Source organism: Curtobacterium sp. ME26 (assembly GCF_903970945.1).
GTDB classification, from domain to species: Bacteria; Actinomycetota; Actinomycetes; order Actinomycetales; family Microbacteriaceae; genus Curtobacterium; species Curtobacterium citri.
This window is the reverse complement of sequence record NZ_CAJCKG010000008.1, coordinates 36,847-60,560: the sequence shown is the minus strand read 5'-3', so window position 1 is coordinate 60,560 and position 23,714 is coordinate 36,847. Positions and strand designations below refer to the sequence as shown.

21 protein-coding genes are annotated in these 23,714 nt (G+C 69.7%); 16 read left to right on the top strand and 5 right to left on the bottom strand.

Going from position 1 to position 23,714, the window contains the following annotated elements; translation table 11 throughout:
* Nucleotides 1–88: 88 nt before the first annotated feature.
* Both H7A69_RS05085 and H7A69_RS05080 read left to right on the top strand, forming a co-directional pair.
* On the top strand, nt 89–3,772 hold the full coding sequence (locus tag H7A69_RS05085) for a S8 family serine peptidase (protein ID WP_182046073.1): 3,684 nt from the start codon (nt 89–91) through the stop codon (nt 3,770–3,772).
* A gap of 132 nt (nt 3,773–3,904) precedes the next feature.
* A complete protein-coding gene (locus H7A69_RS05080; protein WP_182046072.1) occupies nt 3,905–4,075 on the top strand; it encodes a hypothetical protein in 171 nt (56 codons plus the stop codon).
* Between the two features lie 79 nt (nt 4,076–4,154).
* On the opposite strand, the gene H7A69_RS05075 is transcribed toward H7A69_RS05080, so the two are convergent.
* From H7A69_RS05075 to H7A69_RS05065, 3 genes are all read right to left on the bottom strand, one after another.
* Complete coding sequence (locus H7A69_RS05075; protein WP_182046071.1) at nt 4,155–4,328, bottom strand: Rv0909 family putative TA system antitoxin; 174 nt, start codon at nt 4,326–4,328, stop codon at nt 4,155–4,157.
* Between the two features lie 117 nt (nt 4,329–4,445).
* Nucleotides 4,446–5,324, bottom strand: coding sequence for a L,D-transpeptidase (locus H7A69_RS05070; RefSeq protein WP_182046070.1), 879 nt, complete (start codon nt 5,322–5,324; stop codon nt 4,446–4,448).
* 77 nt (nt 5,325–5,401) lie between these two features.
* Nucleotides 5,402–6,742: a hypothetical protein gene (locus tag H7A69_RS05065; protein WP_182046069.1), complete on the bottom strand. Its 1,341-nt coding sequence runs from the start codon at nt 6,740–6,742 to the stop codon at nt 5,402–5,404.
* 319 nt (nt 6,743–7,061) lie between these two features.
* Between H7A69_RS05065 and H7A69_RS05060 the strand changes: the two genes are divergently transcribed.
* Nucleotides 7,062–8,366, top strand: a complete 1,305-nt coding sequence (locus H7A69_RS05060) for an adenylosuccinate synthase (RefSeq protein WP_182046068.1) — start codon at nt 7,062–7,064, stop codon at nt 8,364–8,366.
* Nucleotides 8,367–8,368: 2 nt separating this feature from the next.
* Entirely contained in the window at nt 8,369–8,926 is a 558-nt protein-coding gene (locus H7A69_RS05055) for a low molecular weight phosphatase family protein (protein WP_259346097.1), read from the top strand.
* A gap of 31 nt (nt 8,927–8,957) precedes the next feature.
* On the opposite strand, the gene H7A69_RS05050 is transcribed toward H7A69_RS05055, so the two are convergent.
* Nucleotides 8,958–9,956 carry a nuclease-related domain-containing protein gene (locus H7A69_RS05050; protein WP_182046066.1) on the bottom strand — a complete coding sequence of 333 codons (999 nt, stop codon included), beginning with the start codon at nt 9,954–9,956 and terminating at the stop codon, nt 8,958–8,960.
* A 138-nt stretch (nt 9,957–10,094) separates the two neighbouring features.
* On the opposite strand from H7A69_RS05050, the gene H7A69_RS05045 reads away from it, so the two are divergent.
* Entirely contained in the window at nt 10,095–11,045 is a 951-nt protein-coding gene (locus H7A69_RS05045; RefSeq protein WP_182046065.1) for a hypothetical protein, read from the top strand.
* A 27-nt stretch (nt 11,046–11,072) separates the two neighbouring features.
* On the opposite strand, the gene H7A69_RS05040 is transcribed toward H7A69_RS05045, so the two are convergent.
* Entirely contained in the window at nt 11,073–11,792 is a 720-nt protein-coding gene (locus H7A69_RS05040) for a CPBP family intramembrane glutamic endopeptidase (RefSeq protein ID WP_182046064.1), read from the bottom strand.
* A gap of 153 nt (nt 11,793–11,945) precedes the next feature.
* Between H7A69_RS05040 and H7A69_RS05035 the strand changes: the two genes are divergently transcribed.
* The 11 genes from H7A69_RS05035 to H7A69_RS04990 all read left to right on the top strand — a co-directional run bounded on the left by H7A69_RS05035 (nt 11,946) and on the right by H7A69_RS04990 (nt 23,673).
* Nucleotides 11,946–13,394 carry a polysaccharide biosynthesis tyrosine autokinase gene (locus tag H7A69_RS05035; RefSeq protein WP_182046063.1) on the top strand — a complete coding sequence of 483 codons (1,449 nt, stop codon included), beginning with the start codon at nt 11,946–11,948 and terminating at the stop codon, nt 13,392–13,394.
* 52 nt (nt 13,395–13,446) lie between these two features.
* The gene (locus tag H7A69_RS05030) at nt 13,447–14,355 is read left to right on the top strand and encodes a hypothetical protein (RefSeq protein WP_182046062.1); all 909 of its coding nucleotides are present in this window, start codon (nt 13,447–13,449) and stop codon (nt 14,353–14,355) included.
* Nucleotides 14,334–15,818, top strand: a complete 1,485-nt coding sequence (locus tag H7A69_RS05025) for a sugar transferase (protein ID WP_259346091.1) — start codon at nt 14,334–14,336, stop codon at nt 15,816–15,818. The genes H7A69_RS05030 and H7A69_RS05025 overlap by 22 nt, the downstream gene beginning before the upstream one ends.
* A 39-nt stretch (nt 15,819–15,857) precedes the next feature.
* Nucleotides 15,858–16,616, top strand: coding sequence for a WecB/TagA/CpsF family glycosyltransferase (locus H7A69_RS05020; protein WP_182046060.1), 759 nt, complete (start codon nt 15,858–15,860; stop codon nt 16,614–16,616).
* A complete protein-coding gene (locus tag H7A69_RS05015) occupies nt 16,609–17,703 on the top strand; it encodes a glycosyltransferase family 4 protein (protein ID WP_182046059.1) in 1,095 nt (364 codons plus the stop codon). Before H7A69_RS05020 ends, H7A69_RS05015 begins: the two co-directional genes overlap by 8 nt.
* Before the next feature lie 13 nt (nt 17,704–17,716).
* A complete protein-coding gene (locus H7A69_RS05010) occupies nt 17,717–18,808 on the top strand; it encodes a glycosyltransferase (RefSeq protein WP_182046058.1) in 1,092 nt (363 codons plus the stop codon).
* Nucleotides 18,801–19,667 carry a glycosyltransferase family 2 protein gene (locus H7A69_RS05005; RefSeq protein WP_182046057.1) on the top strand — a complete coding sequence of 289 codons (867 nt, stop codon included), beginning with the start codon at nt 18,801–18,803 and terminating at the stop codon, nt 19,665–19,667. The genes H7A69_RS05010 and H7A69_RS05005 overlap by 8 nt, the downstream gene beginning before the upstream one ends.
* A complete protein-coding gene (locus H7A69_RS17405; RefSeq protein WP_259346090.1) occupies nt 19,664–20,965 on the top strand; it encodes an O-antigen ligase family protein in 1,302 nt (433 codons plus the stop codon). Before H7A69_RS05005 ends, H7A69_RS17405 begins: the two co-directional genes overlap by 4 nt.
* Complete coding sequence (locus H7A69_RS05000; protein ID WP_259346096.1) at nt 20,851–22,026, top strand: glycosyltransferase; 1,176 nt, start codon at nt 20,851–20,853, stop codon at nt 22,024–22,026. Before H7A69_RS17405 ends, H7A69_RS05000 begins: the two co-directional genes overlap by 115 nt.
* Nucleotides 22,027–22,181: 155 nt before the next feature.
* A complete protein-coding gene (locus tag H7A69_RS17605; RefSeq protein ID WP_310648878.1) occupies nt 22,182–22,592 on the top strand; it encodes a DapH/DapD/GlmU-related protein in 411 nt (136 codons plus the stop codon).
* Entirely contained in the window at nt 22,585–23,673 is a 1,089-nt protein-coding gene (locus H7A69_RS04990; RefSeq protein WP_182046055.1) for a glycosyltransferase, read from the top strand. Before H7A69_RS17605 ends, H7A69_RS04990 begins: the two co-directional genes overlap by 8 nt.
* The last annotated feature ends 41 nt before the right edge of the window (nt 23,674–23,714 follow it).

Here is a 23,714-nt window from a genome sequence, read left to right as displayed (position 1 = left end):
GCAGAAGTGCCGACTACGTGCCCTGAGAAGGACCACATAGCTTCATCAGAACTTCACCGGAAGTCTGACCGAGCCAGGAGTGTGCTGCGTGACCCGTGCAACACCGCCCAACAACCCACCACGTCGGTACCGCGCCCAGCGCGTGCTGACCTCGATCGTCGCCGTCGCGGCCCTCGCCTGCGGCGGACTCGCCGTCGGCGGCACCGCCTCCGCAGCACCCGCCAGCACCTCGGCCTCGGCCGACTCGAAGCTCTCCGCATCGTTGCGGAAGGCCTCGCCGGACAAGAAGGTCAGCGCCTTCGTCCGGACGACCGGTGCCGGCGCGCTCGAGGTGGACGCGCAGGCGAAGGGCGGGAACCTCAACCGCTCCAAGGCGCCCTCGTCCGCCGCGAAGAGCCGGATCGCGACGATCCGGTCGACCAACGCGAAGGTCCTGAACGCCGTCAAGGGCGTCGACGGCAAGGCCGCCGAGCTCTACGCGACCGAGTACACCGTCCCCGGCGTCGCGGTCGTCGCCGACGCCGCGGCGTTCGCCGAGATCGCGAAGCGCTCGGACGTCGAGAGCATCGTGCCGCTCCGACCGAAGAAGGTCGTCGAGCCGCAGCGGAACGCCTCGGCCGATGCGGCCCCCTCCGGCGTCGACCCCAGCCTGGCGAAGGCGGGTGCCGACGGCGTCGCGCCCAAGAACGCCGCGAGCGACCTCTACACCAAGGCCTACGACGCCTGGACCCAGACCGGGCACACCGGCAAGGGCATCAACGTCGCCGTCATCGACACCGGCCTCGACTACACGCAGGCCGACTTCGGCGGCCCGGGCACCACGTCCGCCTACCAGGACGCCCTCGCCAGCACCGGGACGCCCACCGCGGGCTCGTACGACCCGTCGAAGTTCCTCGGCGGCTACGACTTCGCCGGTCCCACGTACAACGCGGACCCGAGCGACCCGGACGCCTACCAGCCCGTCCCCGAGCCGGACGCGAACCCGATCGACGGCAAGGGCGGTGACCACGGCACGCACGTGGCCGGCACCGCCGCCGGGTTCGGCCTGAACGCCGACAAGAGCACCTTCCGCGGCGACTACACGAAGCTCACCCCGCAGCAGGTCCAGGACATGTGGGTCGGCCCGGGCAGCGCCCCGCAGGCCGGGCTCTACGCCCTCAAGGTGTTCGGTGACGGCGGCGGCTCGACCGACCTGACCGGCGCCGCGCTCGACTGGGTCGGGCAGTCCCTGACCGAGGGCAGGAGCATCAACGTCATCAACCTGTCGCTCGGCTCCGACTACGGCGCGGCCGACGACCCCGACAACGCCAAGATCGACGCGCTCACGGCACGCGGGGTGCTCCCGGTGATCGCCGCGGGCAACGCCGACGACTTCACCGACGTCGGTGGCTCGCCGGGCAACGCGGAGGGCGCCCTCACCGTCGCCGCCGCGTCGACCGGTCAGAGCCTGTTCGACGCCGTCGAGGCGACCGCCCCGGCGGACGTCGCGAAGAACTGGCGCGCGCAGTACTCGCAGAACTTCCAGGGCACGCTCCCGGTCGAGGGCGACGTGTTCGTGCCGACGGTCGACGTGGACGGCTGCACGCCGTTCACCGGCGACGAGGCCGCCGCGCTCAAGGGCAAGGTGGCCTGGCTGAAGTGGACGGACGGCGCGCTCGAGTGCGGCTCCGGTGTCCGGTTCAACAACGTCCAGGCAGCCGGCGGCATCGGCGTGCTCCTCGCGGGCACGGTCAACACCTTCGACTCGGGCATCGCCGGGAACGCGGCCATCCCGGGTGCCGAGCTGACCCGGGACAGCGTGACGGGCCTCCAGGCCGCTGCCACCGCCGGGACCCTGCACGTGCGCTTCGCGAACGAGCTGAAGGGCGTCGAGCTCGCGACGGACGCCGAGACCACGAACACCCTGGCGCCGTTCACCAGCCGCGGCGACCACGGTGCGTACGGCGACGTCGTCAAGCCGGACATCGCCGCACCGGGCGTCAACGTCATCTCCGCCTACAACGGCACCGGCAACGGTCGCCTCTCGCTCAGCGGCACGTCGATGGCCACCCCGCACACCGCGGGCATCGCCGCCCTGGCGTTCGAGACCCACCCGGGTTGGAGCGCGCCGGAGATCAAGGCCCTGCTCATGAACACGGCCACCCACGACGTGAAGCAGCAGGCCGGCAGCGACCAGCTGGCGACGCAGCTCCGACAGGGCACCGGCCGTGTCGACGCCCTGCAGGCCGTGCAGGACGGCACCACCGTCCGCAGCCAGGAGAACGACCAGCTCGTCACCGCCTCGTTCGGTGTCGTGGAGGTCAGCGCCCCGACGACCGAGAAGCGCACGCTCCTGGTGCGCAACACCACGGCGCAGACGCAGACCTACAAGGTGGCGTACGAGTCGCGGATCGCGCAGCCGGGTGTCGTGTTCGGCCTCAGCTCGGACACCGTGACCGTCACGGCCGGCGGGACCGCCACGGTCACCGTCACCATGACGATCGCCGACCCGACGCTCCTCCGGAAGGTCATCGACCCGACGCAGGCCGCGGTCGAGGGCGGCACGCAGCGTGAGTTCGTGCCGGCGGCCACCGGTCTGGTCACGTTCACCCCGGCCACCGAGGGTGTCTCGCCGCTCCGACTCGGCGTCTACGCCGCACCGGAGCCGGTCAGCACGCTGCACGCCGACGACGTCGTCTTCGGTGGCAGCGCCCGCACCGCAACGATCACGCCCGAGGGCACCGGCGTCTCGCAGGGGACCGGCTCGACCGCGTACCAGGCGCTCGTCGCACCGTTCCAGCTCGGCGGCACCGACCCGAAGGAGTCGTTCCCGGACGGCACCGCGAAGCAGACCCTGGCGGCCGCGGACATCCGTGCCTTCGGGGCGAACTCCACGGCGCTCGGCCTCAAGGACAAGTCGAAGGGCCTCGTGTCCTTCGGTGTCCAGACGGACGGCCCGGACGCGAACCCCGGCGTCTCGAACAACGTCGAGGTGCTCATCGACACGAACCGTGACGGCGAGCCCGACTTCCTGACGTACGACGTCAAGTCGACGACGGCCGACGTGACCCTCGTCCGCACGATCGACCTGAACCAGACGGACCCGAAGAAGCAGCTCGTCGACACGCAGCTCCTCGGTGGCGCCGCCGCCGGTGTCGACACGAACACCTTCGACTCCACCGTCAAGGTGCTCCCGGTCTCGCTCGGTGCCCTCGGGTACACGGCGAAGTCGACCTCGGGCGTCTTCGACTACGCGGTCGTGACCGAGTCGGCCTACTCGCCGACGCTGCCGACCGCCGCCTCCTCGGTGGTGGACGACACGAAGACGGCGACGTTCAACGCCTTCCAGCCCGCGGTGTCCTTCACGCAGAACGGGGCCTCGGCCCTGACCTACCCGGACACGGCGATCAAGGTCATCCGCTCCTCGGCGACCTCGACGGCCGCGAAGGTCCTCCTCCTGCACCTGCACAACGCCCCGGGCGACCAGGCGGACGTGCTCAGCACGACCTCGGTGACCCCGAAGCTCGCGCTGGTGTCGGGCAACGTCACGGTCACGGGCTCGACGAAGGTCGGCACGAACCTGCGGTCGCACGTGGGCACCTGGAACACGGACGGCATCACGTTCTCGTACCAGTGGCTCCGTGACGGCAAGAAGGTCGGCTCCACGGCCGCGACCTACAAGACGTCCAAGTCGGACATCGGCCACAAGCTGTCCGTCGTCGTGACCGCGAAGAAGTCGGGGTACGAGAGCACCTCGGTCACCTCCGCGCAGACGGGGACGATCACCAAGTAGCACCACCACGGGAGCGGGTGGTCCTTCGCGGGCCGCCCGCTCTCGTCGTGTCCGGTGCGCGGACCGGCGAGCGGTGTGCGTCAAGGGGACATGTAGTTAGGCAAACTAGGCAGTGGGTGCGAGCATTGCGACATGCGAACGCAGAGCACCCTGATGCAGCTCCGGGCCAACCCGATGGAGTGGCGACGCCGAGGGCTCACCCCGCCGGACGCCCTCCGGGCCATGGTCGAGGAACGCCTCGCCCAGCCGGGCCACTCGCCGATCGTCGGCGATCCCTCGTACCAGGACTTCTTCCGCGGCTGACCGCGGAACGCCACCACACGACGGACGGGAGGCGCGGTGCCAGCTGGCACCGCGCCTCCCGTCCGTTCCGTGGTGCGGACTACTGACCGATCTTGTCGTCCGCGGCCTGCTCGGCCTTGTCGATCTGGCCGCCGTGGGCGCCGCCAGTGGCCTTGTCGGCCGCGTCCGCGGCCTTGCCGAGGCCGGCGTCGGTGGCCTGCTCGCCCTTGTCGCTGTCCGCGAAGTCCTTGGCCTTGTCGCCGAGGTCACTCATGTGGTGCTCCTTGCTCTCGTCGGATGTGGCACGTCCGACCCTGCGCCGTCCGCGCCGCAAGCGTTCCCAGACCGCGCGTTCCCGGGCCAGGCGTTGCCGGGCCGCGGGGCGGACGCGTCAGGCGACGATCTGCACGACGGTGCCGAGCGGCAGGGCGTTCACCGCGTCGACCGCGTCGCCGTCGAGCCGGACGCACCCGTGCGAGACCGCCCCGCGCGCGACCGACTGGTAGTGGACGCCGATCAGGCCGCCGTCCTTCCCGCCGTAGGGTTCGTCCGCGGCGGCCGAGTGCAGCGTCGTCAACTGGATCGGGTGCACCGTCTGGTCCTGCGCCGGGTCGAGGTAGCGGGCCTGGATGTAGCCGATCACGCCGGTCGGGGTCGGGGTGCCACCGGCGCCGACCCCCGCGGGGAACTCGTGCACGGTCTTCCCGTCCGAGCCGACGATCGAGACCGTCTGCTTGCCCACCGCGATGACGACGTGGTCCGGCAGCGCGCCGCTCTTCCGCAGCAGGTCACGGCGGATCCACGCGGCGCTCTGTGCGGCGGCACCGCCCTTCGTGGCCGAGGGCAGCGCCTGTCGCGCGGGTGTCAGGACCATCGCCCAGTCGCCGGAGACCTGCACCGGGACCACGACGGTCGGCTGGTCGAGGAAGTTCTTCGCCGCGAGCCGTGCGACCGGCTTCGAGCGGTCATCGCCGTAGAGGGGGGCGTCAGCGCTGATCGTGTACGACTCGTCGGCCACCTTCGGGACGGTCGACCCGTAGTAGGGGAGCAGGCCGCCGATGACGGCGTTGTACCGGGCCTCGGGCAGGATCGCGACCTGGGCGGCGCTCGGAGCTGCGTACGGGTCGGCTGTGGCCGTGGCGGACGACGATGCCGAGGGCTTCGTGCTCGTCGTGGTGTCCTGTGCCGTGCAGGCCGTGAGCCCGAGCGTCAGGAGCAGCGCGGCCGCGAGCGTGGTGCTCGTCGCCCGGACGGTGCGGGTGCGGGTCATGCGGGGGTTCCTCCGGTGGAACAGGGACGGGGGCACGACCGATGGTCGTGCCCCCGTCTGCTGATCTGGTGTGACGACTAGCCGGCCACGACCGGGAGGCTACCGGTCGGACGGGCGCCCGTGCCGGTGGCCGCACCCGGGGTGGTGGTGCCCGTGCCCGCACCCGGGGTGGTGGTGCCGGTGCCGGTGCTCACGGCCGGGAGCGTGATCGTGAAGTCGATCGTGTCCACGACGTCGAGGTTGCTGTCCACCTCGCCCACGGTCAGGTCCTGCGTCCGCGCGGCCGAGTCGGAGAACGTGCCCGTGGTGGTCCACGTGCCGTCCGCCTCGACGATGGTCGCCGGTGCGACGACGTCACCCTCGGCGTTCACCACGGCGATCGCGTCACCGGGGGTGCCCTTGCCCGAGAAGGTGACGGTGCGGGAGTCGACCGTCGAGCCGTCCTTCGGGGTGATGAGCGTCAGCGGCGTCGCGGCCGGGGGCGTGGTGACTGCGGGCAGGTTGATGGTGAAGTTGACCTCACCCTGGCCCTGCGCGCCACCGATCTGGTTCACCGACAGGTTCTGCACGACGGCAGCCGAGTCGCTGAAGGTGCCCGTGGTCGTCCACGTGCCGTCGGCGGCGACGAGGACCTGCGGGGCGACCCGGTTGCCGTCGGCGTCCAGCGTGTTCACCAGGTCGCCGGGGGTGCCGGTACCGGTGAACGTGACCGTGCGCGAGTCGACGGTCGAGCCGCTCTTCGGGCTGGTCAGCGAGAACTGGTCCGCCGGGGCGACCGCCGGGAGCGTGATGTTCACCGTCGTGTCGCCGGCACCGCTGGCGCCGCGGACGTCGGTGACGCGGACGGCCTGCGAGCGCGCCGCGGTGTTCGGGAACGTGATCGTGGCGGACCAGGTCTGGTCCGCGCCCACGACCACGGGGCCGGTCAGCCGGTTGTCCTGGGTGTCGAGGAGGTTGATCGTGTCGCCCTGACGGCCGGTGCCGGTGAAGGTGACGGTGCGCGACGAGACGTCGGAGTTGTTGGCCGGGCTCGTGACGGCGAAGTCGGCCTGCGGCGCCTGTGCAGCGGCGGTGAACTGCTTCGAGCCGTCCTGGGCGAAGCCGCCCGTGCGGAGCTGCTCGATCGTGTAGGTGTTCGACTCGTAGCCGGTACCGGGGATCGTGTAGGTGATGGTCCACTTGCCGCTGTCGGCGATGATCTGCCGGGTGCCGCGGAAGTCCTCGTCGAGCTGGATGTACTCGCCGGGCGTACCGGTGCCCGACACCGTCAGCACACGGCCGGAGACCGTCTGGCCGGTGATCGACAGGTCTGCCGGGTCGGCGTTGGCAGGGGCTGCGGTCAGGGTGATGCCCCCGACCAGGATGGCTGCGCACGCCGGCAGGGCGAGCGCCTTCTTGCTCCAGAGAGCCTTGTTCATCGTCGAACTCAATCTCGTGCTGCATGAGGGCACGTCTCGGATGCGGTCGACGTGCGCGCACGACGACGGACGCGGTCCGTGGATCTCACGGACGCAGGACCGGGCAGGGAACCCGGGTGTGCGGTCAGGGAACCGCACTGGTGCAGCGTACGTCTTCGTGAAGATCATTCGACACCGAAACTGAGCAGTTGTCCCCCGGCAACGGCGATTCCACAGGAACGTCCCCCACCACCCCGTCGGGGTGACCGTCCGATAGACTCGGGTGGACCATCGGCCCAGCCCGCCGGTGCGGTCCTCCGCCAACGTGAGGAGAACCTCCATGCCCGCAGCAGTCATCATCGGTGCCCAGTGGGGTGACGAGGGCAAGGGGAAGGCAACCGACCTCCTCGGCTCGCGCATCGACTACGTCGTGAAGTTCAACGGCGGCAACAACGCCGGTCACACCGTCGTCGTCGGCGGCGAGAAGTACGCGCTGCACCTGCTGCCGTCCGGCATCCTGACGCCCGGCGTGACCCCGATCATCGGCAACGGCGTCGTCGTCGACCTCGAGGTCCTGTTCCACGAGCTCGACGCCCTCCGCGCCCGCGGTGTGGACGTCTCGAAGCTGCTGGTGTCCGCGAACGCGCACGTCATCACGCACTACCACCGCACCATCGACAAGGTGACGGAGCGGTTCCTCGGCAAGCGCCAGATCGGCACCACCGGTCGCGGCATCGGACCGAGCTACGCCGACAAGATCAACCGTGTCGGCATCCGCATCCAGGACATCTTCGACGAGAACATCCTGCGGCAGAAGGTCGAGGCCGCGCTCGACCAGAAGAACCACCTGCTCGTGAAGGTCTTCAACCGTCGCGCGATCGACGTCGACGAGGTCGTCGAGTCGCTGCTGTCCTACGCCGACCGCCTGCGTCCGATGGTCGCCGACACGGCGCTCGAGATCCACCGGGCGCTCGAGCGGGGCGAGACGGTCCTGTTCGAGGCCGGACAGGCCACGATGCTCGACGTCGACCACGGCACCTACCCGTTCGTGACGTCCTCGTCGGCCACGGCCGGCGGTGCGGCCACCGGCTCCGGCATCGGCCCGGGCAAGCTGGAGCGCATCATCGGCATCGTCAAGGCGTACACGACCCGCGTCGGCGCCGGTCCGTTCCCGACCGAGCTGTTCGACGAGTCGGGGGAGTTCCTCCGCGCCAACGGCTTCGAGTTCGGCACCACGACCGGTCGCCCGCGTCGCTGCGGCTGGTACGACGCCCCGATCGCCCGCTACACCGCACGCATCAACGGCGTGACCGACTTCGTGCTCACGAAGCTCGACGTCCTGACGGGCCTCGAGACCATCCCGGTCTGCGTCGCGTACGAGGTCGACGGCGTCCGCGTGGACGAGGTCCCGGTCAACCAGTCGGACTTCCACCACGCGAAGCCGATCTACGAGGACTTCCCCGGCTGGACCGAGGACATCACCGGCGCCCGCTCGTTCGACGACCTGCCGAAGAACGCGCAGGACTACGTCCTGGCGATCGAGGCGATGTCCGGTGCCCGGATCTCGGCCATCGGCGTCGGCCCCGGCCGTGACGCGATCGTCGTCCGGCACGACCTGCTCGGCACCGGCGAGGCCGCTGCGTGAGCATGCGGATCCTCTTCGTCTGCAGCGGCAACATCTGCCGGTCACCGCTCGGCGCACAGGTCCTGGAGGCCCGGCTCGGCTCCGACGCGTCGGCCTTCGTCGTCGAGTCGGCCGGCACCATCGCCGACGACGGCGCGGCGATGGACGACACCGCGGCCGCGCAGTCCTCGCGCCTCGGGGGCGACCCCTCGGCGCACCGGTCTCGGTACCTGACCGAGCAGATCGCCGCGTCCGCCGACCTCGTGCTGACGGCGGAGCGCTCGCACCGGGCGGCGGTCGTGTCGCTCGCGCCGCGGGCCGCCAAGCGGGCGTTCACGATCAAGCAGTTCGCGCGGGTGCTCGACGGGCTCGAGCCGGGCGACCTCGCCGGCATCGAGACGGCGCAGGACCTCGTGGAGCGGGTCGCCCGCCTGCGGGGAACGGTGCCGCCGCCCGCCGACCCGGCGGACGACGACGTGGACGACCCCTACCGTCGGTCGGAGTCCACGCACGTGCGGGTCGCCGACGAGATCGACGCGGCGCTCACCCCGATCGCGGACGCGCTGCGCGCCCTGCGCTGAGCGCGCCCTGCCCTGAGCGCGCCCGAGCCGGTCAGGCCTCGGGCAGCCGGTACGTGCCGATCGTGATCGTGTGCGCGCCCTGGCCCGCCAGCTTCCGCACGACCGCGTCGGTGCGCGCCCGGTTCGGCACGGCGTGCTTCCGCGCCAGGTCCGTCACGAGGACGCGGAGCTCGTTCTCGTCCGTGACCACCGCGGTCGTGGCCGAGCGGCCGGTCGGGGTCGTGCTCGAGCTGCGGTCCTCGGGGTTCACGTACGCGGCGGCGTCGCCCGAGTAGAACACGCACGAGTCGATCCACTGCGGGCCGTTGCCGTCCGCGTCGGTCAGGAAGCGCTGCAGACGGCGAGCCTGCTGCCGCACCTGACGGGTGGGGGCGGTGCCACCCGCCTGCACCCGCACCTGCCACCAGTGCTCGACCTCGTCCGCGGTGTCGAGCACGCGCCGGCTCCGGACCTGGATCGCGAAGGACCCGGTCAGCGACGACTCGTCGAGCAGGTTCCGGAAGGCGTGGTGCACCGAGCTCGGCTTCCGGCCGTCGAACACGATGCCGTTCCACCGCTTGTTCTCGATGACGAGCACGTGCCCGGACTCGAGCACGAGCACGTGGTCGACCTGTGCCGCGAAGCTGCGGTCGTGCGCCCGCTCGCCCTGGGCCACCGGGACGAAGACGACGTTGGTGCAGAGCGCACCGTTGACGTCGGCCGCCTTGCAGGCCGCCAGGATGGTGCGCTGCGAGGCCTCCTCCCACCGCATGCCCGTCCGGGCGAGGTCGCGCGCGTGCTCGGCCTCGGTGCGGGCCTGCTGCTGTGCGGCGTCCGCGTCGGCGAGTCGACGTGCGTGCTCGGCCTCGGTGGCTGCGGCGCGCTCGCGCTGCTCCCGTTCGAGCGTGCCGATCCGGTGGTCCGACCGGGTCTCGGCGTCGGCGAGGGCGGTACGGCTCGAGGACTGGTTCCGGCGCAGGACGATCACCAGGACGACCACGACGACCGCGAGCCCCCCGGCGACCAACCACGGTACGAGATCGCTGGTCATGCCATCACCTCACCACAGGGACGGCGGAGTCGGCCGCGGGGGCGCGGCGCGTCCCGAGGACCGGACCGGGATGTGCCCTCCGGCACACCGGGCGGTGGTGGGCCGGAGCGGACGGGTCCCGGTCGGTACGGTGTCCGGATGCACGGGGGAGAGCACAGCGGCGCGCAGCAGGTCGTCATCGGAACCGGAGCGGGTGTCGGCTCCGCAGTCGTCGGCCTGCTGCCGTGGATCGTCACCGGGATGCGACTGCCGCTGCAGAACACCTGGGCGACGCCGACCACCGACCCGTCGGACATGCCGATCGCCCTGCTGCCCTTCAGCCAGTACGCGGTGACGACGATCGCCGCCGTGCTGCTCGTCGGCGGCGCCGTCACCGGCATCGTCGTCCGGGTGCTGCGCGGGCGCGGGGCCCTCGGCCGGAGCGGGTCGCTCGCCGCGCTCGGCGGGCTCGTCGGGCTGCAGGTCGTCGCCGTCGTCGAGACCGCGGTCGTCACGGGAGCCGGGATGCGCATGGACGGGACGCCCGGCACGGGTGGGGAGATCAGCGCGTCGCAGCTGTACGTCGTGGCGCTCACCGTCGGGTCGCTCGTCTGCGTCGCGGTCGCGGCGGTGACGGCGGCGCTGGTCGCCCGGGCTGCGCCGGCCGGCGCACTCGTCGCACTCGCGCTCGCCGCCGTCGCGCTCGGCGTCTGGGCCGATGCACTCGTGGTGCCGCCCGTGGAGGCCGTCGGTGCGGGCGCGGCCCCGGTGCTCGCGGTGCTGCGGTGGCTCCCTGCCGTGGCGGTCGGGGCGGCGATCGCGTGGACCGGGCTCCGGACGATCGGGCAGGGGATCGTTGCGGTGGTCGCACTCGGGATCCTGTGGACGGGGGCGGCCCTCGTCACCGCCGTGTCCTACGCGCTCGGCTCGCGCGTCCTCCTTCCCTACCCGGTCGAGATGGTCTCGGCGGGCGCGACCGTCTTCGTCATGGCGATGGGACCGGCCGGCGCGACCCTGCTGCCGGTGGTGGTCGCGGTCGTCATCGGCGTGGTCGGCGCGGTCGCCGTGCGCTGGTGGACGCAGCGCCACCGTCGACCGGCCGCCGTCTGACCGCCCGGCACGTGCGGCCCGTCGGACTCAGCGCGGCCAGGTCGCGACGACCGCCACCAGGTTGAACAGCACGTGCGCGACGATCGCCCCACCGACCCGGTTCGTCATCGCGACCAGGGTGCCGGTCAGCACGCCGAGCACGAACGTCGTCAGGAACACCTGGAACCCACCGAGCGTCGTCGTCGCCGACCCGAGGAACAGGTGCGCCAGCGCGAACAGGAACGCGGTCAGGAGCACCGCGAGCCACCGCGTCCGCGGCGTGAGCTCGGTGGCGAGCAGGCGCTGGAACAACCCGCGGAAGAACGTCTCCTCGAGCACGGGGCTCACCAGCACGATGCCGATCGCCGACACGAGCAGCAGGCCGACGTCCGGGGTGCCGAGTGACGGCGGGGGGACGAGCCCGGTCGTACCGGTGAAAGCCAGCGCGAGGACCGCGTCGAACACCCGGGTCAGGATGACGATCCCGAGCGCGAACACCAGGTCGCCGAGCTCGACGCGGAACCGGCCGAACAGGTCGCGCCCCGTCCGCCGGACGACCCACACGATGCCGAACACGAGCGGTACCCACACCGCGACGTCGCCCACCAGCACCTGCAGTACCGGACCCGGAACCGCGCCGCGGAGCGTCAGCGTGCTCACGATCCGGGCGAGCACGACCGCCAGCGCCAGGGCGGCGAGCAGGGCGACGAGGTCGCGTTGGCGAGCGGTGGACGGCTCGGCGGGGGCCGCTTCCGGCTGGGTCGTCATGGGGCGAGCGTAGAGGACGGCCGTCACGGATCGGGAACAACTCCCGAGCGTGACTCATCCGTGTGGCACTATTTGAATGCCGTCTGCTGGGACAACCTCCGCAGACCTGTGTCGGGACCACAGGAACGGCGAGGATCGGGGAAGGCGGGCCGCGTGGAACTGCGCGACTACATCACTGTGCTCCGGAAGGGGTGGGTGCTCATCGTGGTGCTCGCCCTGGTGGGCGTCGCGGCTGCCGCAGGGTTCTCCCTGCTGAAGAAGCCCGTGTACTCCGCCTCGGCACAGGTGTTCGTGTCCACCGAGACGTCCGGGAGCGCGAGCGACCTGGCGCAGGGCAACACGTTCACGCAGCAGCGGGTCCTGACGTACTCGAACCTCGTGCAGACGCCGATCGTGCTCCTGCCCGTGATCTCGTCGCTGAAGCTCGACATGAACGCCGACCAGCTCGCGACGATGGTGTCCGCGACCGCGCCGACGAGCACGACCCTGATCACGATCACCGTGAACGGCACGAACGCCGTGCAGGCCACCGAGATCGCGAACGCGACCTCGCAGAGCCTGACGAACGTCGTGCAGAACATCGAGGCGACGGACGCGAACGGCACGAGCACGGTCAAGCTCACCCGCGTCAAGCAGGCCGACGTGCCGCAGACGCCGGTCAGCCCGAACGTCCCCGTCAACATCGCCCTCGGGCTCCTGGTCGGCCTGGCGCTCGGCGTCGGCATCGCGGTGCTCCGCGAGACGCTCGACAACCGCGTGCGCACCGAGACGGACGTCGAGAAGATCAGCGACAAGCCCGTGGTCGGCGGCATCGCCTACGACAGCAAGGCGTCGGAGCGACCGCTCATCGTGCAGGTCGACCCGCGGAGCCCGCGTGCCGAGTCCTTCCGCACGCTCCGCACGAACCTGCAGTTCCTCGACATCGGCACCGGCTCCCGCACCTTCGTGATGACGTCGTCGATGCAGTCCGAGGGCAAGAGCACCACGGTCGCGAACCTCGCGATCGCGCTCGACAGCGCCGGCTTCAAGGTGATCCTCATCGACGCCGACCTCCGTCGCCCGCGCGTGAGCGAGTACATGGACGTCGACGGCTCCGCCGGTCTGACCGACGTGCTCATCGGCCGTGCCGGCCTGGAGGACGTGGCGCACCCGTGGGGCCGCGGCAACCTCGTGGTCCTGCCCGCCGGGCAGATCCCGCCGAACCCGTCCGAGCTCCTCGGCTCGAAGGCGATGCAGGACCTGATCGGCACCCTCGAGGAGCAGTTCGACTACGTGCTGTTCGACGCACCGCCCCTGCTCCCCGTCACCGACGCGGCGATCCTGTCGAAGAAGGCGTCCGGCGCCATCCTCGCGGTCGCCTCGGGCAAGACGCACAAGGGCCAGCTCGCCGCCGCCGTCGCCTCGCTCGAGAACGTCGGCGCCCCCATCGCGGGCTTCGTCATCACGATGATGCCGCTCAAGGGTCCGGGCGCCTACGGCTACGGCCGCTACGGGTACGGCTACGGGTACGGCCTCGACGAGGAGCAGCCGACGCAGCGTCCGTCCCAGCCGTCGGGTAAGGCCCAGGGAAAGCTCGGCGTCCTGCGTCGCGCGAACCGGTGACGGCGGTCGGGGGATGAGTCAGCGCCGGGGGGCACGGGGTCTCGGCACCTCCTTGTCACGGTCGACACTGGTCGGTCTCGCCGCGGTCGTCGTCGTGCTCGTCGTCATCGACGTCGTGCTGGTCGCGTTGGCACTCGCGCACACCGCGCCGCAGGCCGCGGGCGAGCCGCGCCCGGCGCCCACCTTCGGGACGGGAGCGGCCAGCTCGGCGACACCGCGCCCGTCCGCATCGGCGACCGCCGGTGCGGACTCCGCCAGCCACCTGCTGTCCGCAGTCGACGGACGGGAGGCATGGCGCGCCTCCAGTACGTCGTGTGACGCCTCGCAGGTGGTGCTGGAGCGCACCACCGACGCTGGTGGGGACTGGCAGGCCGTCGAGCTCGGTGGCGACGTCCGCACCATCGACGCGCTCCGGGCGACCTCCGACGGCGTCTCCGTGCTCGTCGGGGTCGGTGACGAGTGCGCGACCGAGGTCCGCACCAGCACCGACGACGGTGCCACCTGGACGCCGGGGGAGCCCGGCGCGGCCGGAGCCGGCATCACCGAGCAGGGCCTCGTGCTCGGCGACGCCCTCGTGCCGTCGCCGTGCGAGGACCCGTCGGACGCGTTCCGCGGCACCACCACGACGCTCGTGGCCTGCACGGACAAGGTGGACTGGCGTTCCGGCACCGGCGCATGGGTGGACGTGCCCGTCGACGGTGTCCGTGCGATCGCGGTCGACGGCGGCGAGTACACGCTCGCCCGCGTCGGCACGGCGACGTGCGACGGCGTGCAGATCGAGACCATGCCGGCGTCCGGCGTGACGGCCGCGACGGAGACGACGCCGATCGGCTGCAACGACGTGCCGACGGACGTGCCGATCGCGCTCGACCGCTCGGGTCAGGACGTGTGGATGTGGGCCGGGGACCGGGTCGACGTGTCGTCGGACGGCGGGGCGACGTGGAGCGAGTCCCGGTCGTGACGGCCGAGGCCGTCCGGCCCGGTGTGGCGACCGGCAGCACGCAGGAGTGGAGCCGCACCTACTCGCGCCGCGTCCTGGTGACGGATCTGCTCGCACTGATCTGGGTCGTCTTCGGCGTGCAGATCGCGTGGCTCGGCATCGACTCGAACCTGGCGACGAACACCGCGGATCTTCGGCTCAGCTACACCGGGATCTCGCTCGTGGTGATCATCGTGTGGATGGCCGCCCTCGCGCTCTACGACACCCGCGGCAGTCGCGTCATCGGCGTGGGCAGCACCGAGTACCGGCTCGTCGCCGACTCGAGCGTCCGTGTCTTCGGCCTGCTCGCGATCGTCGCGTTCCTGCTGCACGTCGACCTGGCCCGCGGGTACGTCCTGATCGCCTTCCCGATCGGCATCCTGGTCCTGCTGCTCTCGCGCTGGATCTGGCGGCAGTGGCTCGTCGCCGAGCGGAAGCACGGCGGGTACTCCGCCAAGGTGCTCCTGGTCGGCTCGACCCCGAGCGTCCTCCACATCGCGCGCGAGCTCGCCCGGTCGCCCGAGGCCGGCTACCGCGTGGTCGGCGCCGCCGTGGCGGACGGCAGTCGCGGACTCCTGCCGGGGTCGACCGTCGAGAGCCACGGCGGTCTCGACGACGTCGCCGCAGCGCTCGTCGCCACCGGCGCGGACACCGTCGTGATCACCAGCTCCGACGACCTTCCCCCGGAGCGCGTCCGTCAGCTCAGCTGGTCGCTCGAGCCCGGACGGCAGCACCTGGTCGTCGCGCCGAGCCTGACGGACATCGGCGGCCCGCGCATCCACACCCGACCGGTGCAGGGCCTGCCGCTCATCCACGTGGAGACGCCGACCTACTCGGGGCGGAAGCTCTACACGAAGCGGGCGTTCGACATGGTCGGCTCAGCGGCGCTCATCATCGTCCTGTCCCCGGTCCTGCTCGTGCTCGCCCTGCTGGTCAAGCTGACGTCGCCGGGGCCGGTGTTCTTCCTGCAGGAGCGCGTGGGGCTGAACGGGTCGACGTTCCACATGATCAAGTTCCGCTCAATGGTCGTCGACGCGGAGCAGCGGCTGCAGGAGCTCAGTGCGCTCGATCGTGCCGAGGGCAACGCGGTGCTGTTCAAGATGAAGAACGATCCGCGCGTGACGCGCATCGGGGCGTTCATGCGGCGGTACAGCCTCGACGAAGTGCCGCAACTGTTCAACGTGCTGATCGGCAACATGTCCCTCGTCGGGCCCCGTCCGCCGCTCGCCCGAGAAGTCGAGCGCTACGACCAACACGTGCATCGCCGCTTCTTGGTGAAGCCGGGAATGACCGGGCTATGGCAGGTCAGTGGGCGATCGGACCTGTCCTGGGAGGACTCGGTTCGGCTCGATCTGTACTACGTGGAGAACTGGTCGATCGTGGCCGATCTCCTCATCCTCTGGAAGACGTTCAGGGCCATCGCGAACAGCCGAGGTGCGTACTAGATGACCGCTCACAGGAATCCAAACGGGGCGGAGCCCGGTATGCGCGACGCAGTGATCGCCCTCCCGACGGTCCGTGCGGCGGGCGTGCCTCTGGTCGCGGTCGCGGGTTCGGAAGTCCTCGAGCAGCTGCGGTCCGTCGCCGATCGCCTCGACGGACCGGGAATCCCCGTTCATTTCGTCAATGCGTACACCGTGTCTTTGACGTCCGACCCCCGCTACCTGCGCCTGTTCCAATCGGACGGGGTGAACATCGCGGACGGGACGCCCCTGGCATGGATGGCGCGCTCGATACATGGCGAGGTCGCTCATCTGCGCGGTCCCGACGCATTCCGCGAGATCCTCTCGTCGAAACCGACTTACGGTCTTCGACACTTCCTGCTCGGTGGGAGCGAGGGGTCGCTCGCCCGTCTCGAGGTGGCCATCGTTCGGGACTACCCCGATGCGGTCGTGGTGGGTGCGTTCAGTCCACCCTTCACCGAGTTCGACGAGAGCGATCGAGATCACATCGATTCGCTGATCCGGGAATCCGCGGCGAACGTCGTCTGGGTCGGCATCGGCACACCGAAGCAGGACTACGAAGTCGTCAGACTCGCCGCGCTGCACTCCGCAGTCGTCCTGGCTGTCGGGGCGGCCTTCAACTTTGTGTCCGAGGACGTCGTCGAGGCACCGAAGCTGTGGCGCCGAACCGGCCTCGAGTGGATGTACCGATTCTTCCGCGAGCCACGGCGCCTCTGGCGCCGCTACCTGCTCGGTAACCTGACGTTCCTCGTGCTCGCAGTCAGGAGACGACGTGGCTGACGCGCACGGTGACGTCATCGTGATCAGTCAGCTGCCCCCACCCGTGCACGGGTCGACGGTCATGACGAGGACCTTCATGGACGTCCTCGTCGGCTCTGGCCGCCGCCCAGTCCTCGTGGACCGGCGCTTCAGCAGATCAGTCGACGAGATCGGCTCGAAGAGCATCAAGAAGGTATTCAGCGGCATTTCGCTCCTCTTCCGGCTGGGAACGACGCTCCGACATCACCGCGACGCGGCGGTGGTGTTCTTCACCACGAACCGGCCGCCGTCGTTTTGGGTCGACGTCGTGATGAGCGTGGAGCTGCGGATGCTGCGCCGCCCGTACATCGCGTACGTCCACACGTCGGGCTATCGAGCGTTGGCTGAACGAGGGGCCCTCCATCGCGGTGGAGTGGCCCTCCTGCTCGGCGGCGCGACTTCGCTGGTGGTCCTCGGAAAGTCGATGCTCCGCGACGTGCAACAGTTCAACGAAGCCCCCAGTGTCATCCCGAACGCGGTCGGTGGTCCGGAGCGGCGAGCGACAGCCGTCGGCGGCTCGTCGACGATTGCCTTCCTGTCGAACCTGATTCCGGGCAAGGGTGCCGAGGACTTCATGCGCATCGCGAACCGGTGCCTCACCAACGCACCGGACGCTCGAGCGATCGTGATCGGTCGAGCGTCGTCCGACGGCTACGCGGAGGGGCTGCGGGCGATCCTCGACCCGGAGGTGCGAGACCGAGTGGACTTCATCGGCGCGATTTTCGACGAGGCTCGTGATGGCCTGCTCGCGACGGCGAGTGTCCTCGTGTTCCCGAGCACCTACCGCTACGAGGCGCAGCCGCTGACCGTCCTCGAAGCGATGCGGGTGGGAGTTCCGGTCGTCGCCTACGATGTCGGGGGCCTCCGCGACGTGATCGACGACGATGTGAACGGATTCCTCGTCAGGAGCGGTGACTGGGAGGCGGCATCTGAGCGATGCCGGATCATCCTGTCGTCACGAGACGACCGCGACCGGCTCGCCGCAGGAGCCCTCAGGACATTCCGTGAACGTTTTGGGCTCGCCCGGTACAGCGCGGCATGGACCGAACTCCTCGAGCGGGGTGCGTGACGTGGCAGGACGAATGTTCGCGATCGTGCAGGAGTACGTCCCCGAGTACCGCGCAGCGTTGTTCGACCGGTTGGCCGAGGCGCTGTCGGAAACGGGCGACGAGCTCACCGTCTTCGCCGGGCACCCGGCTGGCGCGCTCGCTCAGCGACGGGACGGCGTGCAGGAGCGGCCGTGGCTGCGGAGAATCCGCCAGCGGGAGCTCCGGCTGTTCGGGAAACGGCTTACCTTCCGCCTTCTGCCGCGCGATGTGTGGCGAGCGGACCTGATCGTCGTGGAGCAAGCTCGACGGAACCTCGATCTCCCGCTGCTGTTGCTCTGGAACCGGACAGCCCGGAAGACAGCGTTGTGGGGCCACGGTGCCGATGTCGTCAAGGTCCCGTCGCGCTTCGAGCGGTTGTACAGCCGCCTGATCACGCGGAAGGCCGCATGGTTCTTCGCCTACACGCCAGCAGGTGCCGAGTGGGCTGCCGCGATCGGCCGGGACCCACAGCGAACCACCGTCCTGCACAACAGCACCGACGTCCGGCAGCTCCGCGAGGAGCTCGCGACCGTCGATGCGACGAATGCAGAGGGCCAGGTGGCCTTCATCGGCGGCCTCGACGACAGCAAGAAGATCGTCGAGCTGCTCGCGATCGGAGAGACAGCGCACTTGGCGGATCCGGACTTCCGCCTCGTGGTCGGCGGTGACGGACAGCTTCGCCCCGCGGTCGAGTCCGCGGCTGCCCGTTTCGCGTGGCTCGACTACCGCGGTGCGGTGGCCGGAGCAGCGAAGGCGGTGCTGCTACGCGAGAGCGACCTGCTCCTGCTGCCCGGACGTGTCGGACTGGTCGCGCTCGACAGCCTCGTCGCAGGTCGACCCATCGTCACACTCGCCTCGTCGCTCCACGGCCCGGAGTTCGCATACCTCGAGCCCGGCCGGACCTGCGTCGTGGCCGGTGGCGTCGAGGACGCTGCGCGGTCGGTCGTGCGGCTCATTCGCGACCGGCAGGAGCTCGTGACCATGCAAGAGCGTTGCCACCGAGTGTCCGAGGAGTACTCCGTCGAGAGAATGGCCCATCATTTCCAGGACGGTCTGAACGCAGCGATCGAGGACGACGATGAGTGAGTTGCACGTGATCGTGGCGAGCCACAACCGGGCCGACACCACGGCGTCCGCGCTACGGTCGCTCCACGAGGCGATCTCCGAGGCGGGCGTCGAGTACGACGTGACGTTGTTCGACGACGGATCGTCGGATGACACGATCGCGCGGGTGACCGCCGTCGTAGATCGGTTGACGGTCCTGAGGGGCGACGGTTCAGCGTTTTGGGCCCTGTCCATGGCTACGGCAGAGGCCGCGGTGCTGGCTCGTGACGATGTTCGGGACGACGATTGGTTGCTCTGGTTCAACGACGACGTCCTGCTCGAGCGCTCTGCTCTCCGCTCCCTGTTCGAAGCGGCACCGCAGCTGAAGGCGGGGATCCTCGTCGGAAGCACCGTGGACCCCGCGTCGGGCGCGCTGACGTACGGCGGACTCCGACGCGAGGGCCCCCACCCGTTGGCGTTCGCACTCGTCTCACCGCCAGAAGATGCCGGCGCAGCCGAGCGGGTCGATGCCTTCAACGGCAACATCGTGCTCATGCCCGTCCACGTCGCTCGCACGGTAGGTCCGATCGACGGAGGTTTCAGCCACGCGTACGCGGATGTCGACTACGGGATGCGCGCGACCGCAAAGAGCGTTCCCATCTTGGTGATCGGGGGGACGGCGGGGTACTGCAGCCGGAACCTTCCCGTGTCACACCCGTCCATCGTCGCTGCCTGGCGTTCGTACACCGGGCAGAAGGGGGCCGGCAATCCTCGTTCGCTCCGCCGGTACCTTCGTCGGCACAACCCGCGGTCCTGGTGGTTCTTCTACGGCGCGTCCTACGCGCTCTGGTGGATTCGTGCCATTCGTCGCGCCGTGATGAGTAGAGGGAGACGCCGATGACCACCCTGCTGTTCCTCGTCGTCGCGGCCATCTTCCTGGTCTTGGCGGTCGGGCTCGTCCGGATGCAGCCGCGCGTCGTGTACTGGATCGTGTCCCTGTATGCCGTGACCGCCTGGGAGTACCCGAACTTCGGGACGATCGGCACCTTCGGCGGGACGACCATCACGCTCGGTGACGGGCTCGCAGTGAGCTTGATCGCCGCAGGACTGCTCGACGCTCGAGCTGTGGTCCGGCGCTTCCGGCCGGTCGGAGTCATCGCGGTCGCAGCGCTCGTTGCTGTGCTCGCGCTCTCGCTCGTGCAGGGCATCGCGACCTTTGGGCTCGGCGTAGCCGTCAATGAAGCCCGTGGGTTCCTGTACGTGCTCGGTATCCTGTTCTGGGCGGTGACCCGTCCATGGCCAGAAGCCGAGATCGTCTACGCGGAGAAGTTCTTCGTCATCGTCCAGGGCATCGGATTGTGCGTCGTGGGCGTTTACCACGTCGCGCGGTACGGGCTGGGTGGGACCGCGGACTTCGTGCTCGTCAGCGGAGAACTCAGCCAGACTGGGCGCCCGTTGGTGTCGGGGCAGGCGCTGCTCCTCACGATCTGTGCGGTCCTTGCTCTCCGGGTCTGGCAGCGCGACGCCCGGACGCGCTGGGTCTGGCTGTTCGGTCTCTTCATGGTGTTCGTGATCGTCAGCCAGCAACGAACGGTCTGGCTCACCGCCCTCGCGGTCGCCTTCTTGCTGTTCGTGCGTGGACCGCGTGCACTTCGTCAGACGCTCGTGCTGCTCTTCGGAACGCTGCTGATCGGAGGAATCCTGGTGTCGGCAGCGCAGTCGTCGTCGAGTGGCATCGTCGCCGAGTTCGCCGGATCGGCATCGAACACGGGGACGTACTCGGCCCGTCTCACGAGTTGGATCGGCCTCATCGTGCAATCGGTGGGTGAAGGCGTGATGACCGTCCTCTTCGGAGCACCCTTCGGCCATGGTTACGGCAGGTTCGAGGGCGTCGGCCGGTGGGTGGTCTTCGCTCCGCACAACTGGTACGTCACGGTGTACCTACGAGAAGGGCTCGTCGGTCTCGGCGCGATGCTGATCATCTTCCTGCCACGCTTCTTCACCGGGTTGCGGGCCAACCGAGACGTCTTCGTGACCGGCGTGCTCGTGTGCTTCCTGGTCTACGGATGGACGTACTCGTGGCAGTGGTGGACTTGTCTGCCGCTTGCACTGGCGTTCCTGGATCGCGACTTCCCAGAGGCGATCTCGACGAGGACGCGCGTGGACGGCCGCTCCCTTCGCCTCCCGGTGCACGGATGACGCCCGGGATACGAGTCCTGCACGTCCTCGGCGAACTCCGGCCGAGCGGCATGGAACGGATGCTCGTCTCTGGGGCCAGCGGCTTCGACTCGGCAGGCGTCGAAGGCCATGTCTTCGGCGTTGGCCGCGACCATCCCTTCGAGCGTGCCATCAGAGATTCGGGCTACTCCGTGCACACCACCGACAGCGCGTTGCACACCCCGGCGGGGCGACAGGTCCTGCACCGTCTCCTCGCCGAGGTGGACCCCCACGTCGTGCACATCCACACGGAAGGCCGATATCTGCAGACCGTGCTCGCGGTCCGCAGGTCGAACAGCCGCCTGCCGGTCGTGCGGACCATCCACAACGTGTTCGACGCGCGCGGCCGATGGTTCCTCCGGCGTGCCGCGCAAGGGCTCATCGCCGATCGTCTGGTCGATGCGCTGATCGCGCCGAGCCCGGACGTGGCGGCGAACGAAGCGCGTTTCGGGCGCCGAGTCCGAGTAATCTACAACTGGGTGGAAGACCGCTTCTTCGAGCTCGCCGCACAGCGTGCGCAGGCGACGGTGCCGTCCACGGCTCCGATCGTGATCGTCGGGAACTGCTCGAAGATCAAGAGCCACGAAGTCGTCCTCGAGGCCGCGCTCCTCGGCAACCTCAGCGTCGTGCACGTGGGTTCCGAGGACGACGCGTCACCAGCGGAACGGGAGCTCCTCGAGCGACTCGACCAGGTGGGCCTCCTGGCCCGTCGTGGGGTCGGCGATCCGGCAGCGGCACTCCTCGCCGGACGAGTGTTCGCGATGCCGAGCCGTCACGAGGGCATGCCGGTCGCGCTCGCCGAAGCGTTGGTCGTCGGCCTCCCCGCCGTCGTGTCCGACGTCCCAGGACTCCGGTGGGCTGCCGGGCAGGGAAGCGTCGCGGCGCTCGGGAGCCGGGAACCGGCAGAGTGGACCGAACGGCTCCGCGAGTCAGCGGGGGCGGGAAGCGCTCCGACGATCGACTTCCGCGCGGCCAGGGGAACATCCGAGTACGCCGAGGTCTACCGAGCCGTCACCACTCGACGAAGAAGGGCTGCGCAGTGATCCGACGGACACTTGTATCGACCAGACGGCGGCGTTGGTTCAGTTCCCTCCCGAACACCGTCTCCTGTGAAGAGGACCTGCGCTTCGGCGCACGGGTGCGGCTCTGGGCTCCGAAAGCCCTGACGATCGGCTCGGACGTCCACCTCGGCTCAGACGTGCGCATCGAGGTCGACGGCAGCATCGGGGACGGTGTCCTGATCGCGAACCGAGCGGCGATCGTCGGCCGACGCGATCACGACATGTCAGTCGTGGGTGTGCCGATCACTGCGACGCCCTGGGTTGGAGACACCCCCGCCCTGAGCGCCGCCACCATGATCGGCAGTGACGTCTGGATCGGATTCGGCGCGATCGTGCTGTCCGGAGTGTCCGTCGGCGACAGTTCGGTCATCGCGGCTGGTTCGGTCGTGACTCGGGACGTGCCGCCGAACACCGTCGTCGCGGGGAACCCGGCGCGAGCGCTCGGACCGCGGTTCGACGAAGGAGAACTGATCTTGCACTGGGACGAGTTGCGCCGCCGGGGCGTCCGGCTCGCCGAGCATCCCTTTATGGGTGGGGCTGATGGCTGACGCCTCCCCACGGATCTTCTACGTGCCGAACGAGTTCGGGGGCTTCCGCCAGCTCGGTTTCCGTGACCCGTTGGAGTCGCTGGTACGAGCCGGTCAGGTCGCCGAGCTCGGGACCTTCAGCGTTCTCGACGCGATCCGGAACGGTGGCGACGCCGAGGCCCATCGGAAGGAGCTCGTCCGACGCGTGACGGACTTCCAGCCCGACATCCTGCTCATGCAGCACCTCGGCCACACCGGCCTGCGGCGACACCACTTCGCATCGCTGCGTCAGGCCTGCCCGCGGGACTTCATCTACCACGAGGCGGACCCCTACTCGAGGCACCTTCATCCCATCCCACCCGAGGCGCGGGCTGCAGCACGGGTTGCGGACGTCGTCTTCACGGTCGGCAGCGGCATGTTCAGCGACAACTTCCGGCGAGCGGGGAGCACGAACGTCCGCTGGATCCCGTCGGCCTACGAACCGACCAGGACCTCGAACTTCGACCGTCCCGTTCGCCAGGAACGTCCTCACGACGTCGTCATCGTCGCAAACCGGAACCGACCTCGGTTCAGGGGACTGCCGGACTGGCGCGAGCGGATCCGGTTCGTCGAACTGATGCAGCAGCACTTCGGAGAACGGCTGGCTGTGTACGGAAGAGGCTGGGACGGCCCGACAGCGAAGGGGCCCGTGCCCTTCGAAGCACAGGACGAAGCGATCACTTCGGGCTGGGTCAGTGCGAACTGGGACCACTTCGCATCCGAAGCGTCGTATTTCTCCAACCGGTTGCCGATCTCGCTCGCCGCCGGATCCATCCACGCAACGACCGACCACCCCGGCTACGACCAGCTCTTCCCAGCGCAAACCCGCCGTTTCCTTGTGCGCGGTCGGACTCCTGAGGAGCTCGTCGATTCCATCGAGCGTGTACTGGCCGACACCACGACGGAAGACCGCCTCGGGGCCATCGCAGCCGGGCGTGAGTTCGCAGCGGAGCACTTCCGACAGGACGACCTCATGGTCCAGATGATGAACTGGCGCAAGCAATGGATTGATCCGGCTGATGCTCGGTCCGTGTGGGCCGCTGAGCGGGGTGGTCGCACATGAGGATCGGGCCGATCAGGACGCTTCCGCTGCGCGCATCCCTC